Origin of the sequence: Collinsella sp. AM42-18AC, from assembly GCF_003467965.1 — a bacterium.
Classification (GTDB): Bacteria; Actinomycetota; Coriobacteriia; order Coriobacteriales; family Coriobacteriaceae; genus Collinsella.
In genome coordinates this window covers 1-4,577 of the sequence record NZ_QSFY01000027.1, presented here as the reverse complement: position 1 = coordinate 4,577, position 4,577 = coordinate 1, and the positions used below count along the sequence as shown (strand labels likewise).

The following is a 4,577-nucleotide window of genomic DNA, read 5'->3' as shown; positions in this document are numbered from 1 at the left end:
TGCGCGCCCCGCACAGGCTAAAGCCTTTAATAAAAGAAAGCGGCATTCCGAAAAACGGAATGCCGCTTTTATTCAGCGGAGCAAATGGGCCGAAGGCGCCCAGGTTCTCCCTATAACTAAAATGCCGAGTTACCGTGCCTTAAAGGGCATTCGCGCAGCGCTTGCAGATGTGGGCGTGACCGTTGTACTCGCCGACGGTGCTGCGATAGTTCCAGCAACGATCGCAGCACTCGCCCTCGGCTGCCTCGATGGCAACGGAGAGTTCCTCGCCCTGGGTCAGCTCAACATCGGAGACGATGTAGAACTCGGCCAGGTCGACGGCCTTATCACCGGTCAGCAGCGCATACATCTCGGCGGGAACGACCGCCTTGACGCGGACCTGTTGGCTCTTAGTGAAGGTTCCGGCGGAGCGGGCATCCTCAAGGGCCTTGGTCACGGCGCTACGGAGCTCGAGTGAAGCCTCGAGCACGCCCTCAAACTCATTGGCCTCGTCGACCGTAATGGGCGACTTATACCAATCGAGCAGCGCGGCGTACTTCTGGTGATCGACGCAGCCGGCGGGCGCATAGGCCATGGCCTCGTCGACCGTGTAGGACAGGATCGGCTGCAGGTCGCGCATGAGCATCGAGAAGAGCTCGGCAAGCACGGTCTGGGCGCTGCGGCGCTCGAGCGAGCCGGGCTTCTCGCAGTACAGGCGGTCCTTCAGGGCGTCGAGATACACGTTGGAAAGCTCGGTCACCACGAAGTCGTAGAGTGCACGGTAGGCACGCGGGAACTCGTAGCTGGCGTAGGCGTCGTCAACCTCGGCCTGGACCTGGGTCAGGCGGGCAACCATGAGCTTGTCGAGTGGCAGCAGGTCGGCAAAGGCAACGCCGTCGGTCTCGGGCTCAAACTGACCCTCGAGCTCGGAGAGCAGGAAGCGCAGCGTGTTGCGGAAACGACGGTAGGCATCGGACGTACGGGCGAGAATCTCGTGGTCGATGGACACGTCGGAGCTGGTATCGACGGATGCAACCCACAGGCGGATGATGTCGGCGCCCATCTCGTCGCAGACCTTGTTGGGGTCGATGACGTTGCCGAGCGACTTGGACATCTTGCGGCCCTGTCCGTCGAGCGTGAAGCCCTGCGAGACGACCGCCTTGTACGGAGCATGGCCGTTGGCGCCCACCGAGGTGAGCAGCGAGCTCTGGAACCAACCGCGGTGCTGGTCGGAGCCCTCGAGGTACACATCCGCCGGATACTCCAGCTCGGGACGGTACTCGCAGACGGCCTTCCAGGAGACGCCGGAATCCCACCACACGTCGAGGATGTCCTTATCGGCCTTGAGGTGATGGCCGCCGCACTTGGGGCAGACGCAGGCCTCGCCCAGGTAGCTCTCGGGAGCGTCGGTGAACCAGGCGTCGGAGCCCTTCTCGTGGAAGAGTTTGATGACGGCGTCGAGCGTAGCGTCGTTCATGACCTTCTCGCCGCAGTCGGCGCAGGTGTAGCTGGGGATAGGCACGCCCCAGTTGCGCTGACGGCTGATGCACCAGTCGGGACGCTGCTCGACCATGGCACCGATGCGGTTGGCCGCGTGGGCCGGATACCACTTGACGTTCTCACGGACCTCCTTGCCAGCCTGCTCGCGCAAATCGGTCTTGTCCATCGAGACAAACCACTGGTCGGTAGCACGAAAGAGCACCGGGTGCTTGCAGCGCCAGCAGTGCGGATAGCTGTGCGTGATCTTCTTCTCGAGGACCAGGGTGCCGCGCTCGCGCAGGAACTCGATGATGTGCGGATTGGCCTCGTCAGTATCCATGCCGCTAAAGGGACCGCCGGTGCCAAACTCCTCACCGGTGTAGAACTTGCCGTCGTCATCGACCGGCATGCAGATGTCGGTGATGCCCTCCTTGAGGCAGGCAAAGTAGTCGTCGACGCCGTGGCCGGGCGAGTTATGAACGATACCGGTACCGTCATCGACACCGACGTAATCGGCCAGCAGCGCCACGCCCTCAACGCCGTCAAAGATCGGCTGCTTGTAGTGGATGTGGTGGAAGGTCTCGGCGGGAACCACATAGGGCTTGCCGTCGACCATGACCGGGGTGTACTCCCAGCCAAACTCCTCGCAGCACTTGGGGGCTAGGTCCTCGAGCATGACCTCGGCACGGCCATCGTGCTCAACGGCGACATAGGCAGCGCCGGGCTTAAGGGAGACTGCCTGGTCGGAAGGGATGGTCCACGGCGTAGTCGTCCAGATGATAAAGTCGACCGGGCCATCGAAGCTCTCGAGGCCGACGGGCTTGGAAGTCATCTCAAAGCGTACGAAGATGGAAGGGCTCGTCTCGTCGGAGTATTCGATCTCGGCCTCGGCCAGCGCGGTATGGCAGTGCTTGCACCAGTGAACCGGCTTGTGGCCGCGATAGATCATGCCCTTGTCGAACATGGCCTTAAAGACCTCGATGTCGGCAGCGTCATGCTGGTGATAGAGCGTCAGGTAGGGGTTATCCCAGTCGCCGAGCACGCCCAGACGACGGAAGCCGGCCTTCTGCAGCTCGATGTTCTCGACAGCGAACTTGTTGCAGAGCTCACGAATCTTGGCCGTGGGGGTCTGGTTGAACTTCTCGGTGCCAAGCTTCTCCTCGACCTTGTGCTCGATCGGCTGGCCGTGGCAGTCCCAACCGGGGACGTAGGGAACCTCATAGCCCTGCATCATCCAGTAGCGGTTGATCATGTCCTTGGAGATCTTGTTCATGGCGTGGCCGATGTGGATCGGACCGTTGGCATACGGAGGGCCGTCGTGCAGCACGAACTTCTTGTGACCCTCGTTCTTCTTCAGAACTTGCTCGTAGACCTTGTTGTCCTGCCAGTCCTTGAGTCGCTTGGGCTCGGACTTGGAAAGACCGGCACGCATGGGAAAACCGGTTTTGGGCAGATTCATCGTCTGCTTGTACTCGTTTGCCACGGTACCCCTTTCATGTCGTGGGCGCGCACGCCCGTTGGGCACCAAAAAAAGCGCCCGTCCCTGCAAGCTGGGACGAAGCGCCACAAAACGGGCCGTGTGCCCGCAAAAGCTCTTCGCTTAACCACCCAGCTTAGATGCCCTCACCCGCATTACAGCGCGCTCGCATCCGTTACTCGGCTGGCCTGTATCGACGACCATCTCGGCGATGTCTACTAAGACGTGCCTGTACGGCGCGTCCGTTGGGACCGCAGCTCCGGGGTGATTTTCATCGGTCGCATGCACGGGTTCTCAGCGCTCCCCGTTCTCTGTAGCACACGGACGGCCGACTACTCGTCCCCATCAACGCTTATGCGCTGTATGGTAGCACGGTCAACGCCGGTGAAAAACCCTCAACATCGGTTTCATACTTTAGTAATTTCTCGCGGTCGCAAGCACTCACTTGGAGCAAAATACCTGAAAGCACTTTATCTAACGAAAGAAGGCTGCTATGCGCACGATTGGAATGAGCGACTACACCGTCGGCGAGGACTGCTTTGACGAGCTGCCCGGCGCGCTGGACGAGTACGGAGCGGCCAAGGTCGCGATTATCGGCGGTAAACGAGCACTGGCCGCGGCGCTTCCCAGTATCGAAGCGGCACTGGAGGGCACCGACATCGAGATACTGGAGACACGCGTCTACGGCACCAACAGCACGCGTGCCAATATCGCCAAGCTTGTTAACTCCCCCGCCTGCCGAGAGGCCGATGTGCTCATCGCATGCGGCGGCGGCAAAGCGCTCGACACCGTCAAGACGGCGGCCATCGAGCTCAAGAAGATCGTCTTTACGGTACCGACGATCTGCTCCAACTGCTCGGCCGCGACCGCCATTGCCGTTGTCTACAACGACGACGGCTCGCTCGAGGGCTATTCGTACCCCAACCGCCCCGCGCACATCTTCATCAACCCCAAGATCATCGCCGAGGCTCCGGCGGAGTACTTCTGGGCGGGCGTGGGCGATGCCCTGTCCAAGCAGCCCGAGGTCGAGTACGCCACGAGCGCCGGCAACCTGGAGCACACCGCAGGTCTTGGCCTGGCGCTCGCACACACCTGCTCCGAGCCGCTGTTTACCTATGGCGTGCAGGGTCTTGAGGACGTTCGCCAGAACCTGTCGACCGAAGCCGTCAAGCAGATCGCGCTCGATATCGTGGTCAACACGGGCTACGTCTCCAACCTGACCAACCAAAACGATTACTACTACAACTCGAGCGTGGCGCATGCGTTCTACAACGCCACCTGCAGCATTCCGCGCGAGGGCACCTACCTGCACGGCGAGGTCGTGAGCCTGGGCGTGCTCGTGCTTTTTGCCTACACGGGCGACACCGAGAACCTTGAGCGCTACGCCGCCTTTAACAAGCAGATGGGGCTGCCCGTAACGCTTGAGCAGGTCGGGCTTTCCGTGGCCGATATCCCCGCCCTGTGTGAATACGCGCACGCCACCAACGAATGGAAGCAGGGAAACCCCGAGCCCTTCACCGACGAAAAGTTCGCCGCCGCCATCAAGGCCGCCAACGCCTACGGCCACACGCTCTAGGCCCAGCCCAAAACCACCACAAAGGGGACAGGTGAACTGCCTCCCATTTCTTGGACATCGGGAAAT

Annotated in this window: 2 protein-coding genes; one reads left to right on the top strand and one right to left on the bottom strand. The window is 61.2% G+C overall.

Annotated features, from left to right (window positions below; genetic code table 11):
• Positions 1-139: 139 nt before the first annotated feature.
• Positions 140-2,917: an isoleucine--tRNA ligase gene (gene ileS / locus DW913_RS09840; RefSeq protein WP_369832283.1), complete on the bottom strand. Its 2,778-nt coding sequence runs from the start codon at positions 2,915-2,917 to the stop codon at positions 140-142.
• Positions 2,918-3,428: 511 nt separating this feature from the next.
• Between ileS and DW913_RS09835 the strand changes: the two genes are divergently transcribed.
• The gene (locus DW913_RS09835; protein ID WP_117798372.1) at positions 3,429-4,511 is read left to right on the top strand and encodes an iron-containing alcohol dehydrogenase family protein; all 1,083 of its coding nucleotides are present in this window, start codon (positions 3,429-3,431) and stop codon (positions 4,509-4,511) included.
• Positions 4,512-4,577: the final 66 nt, after the last annotated feature.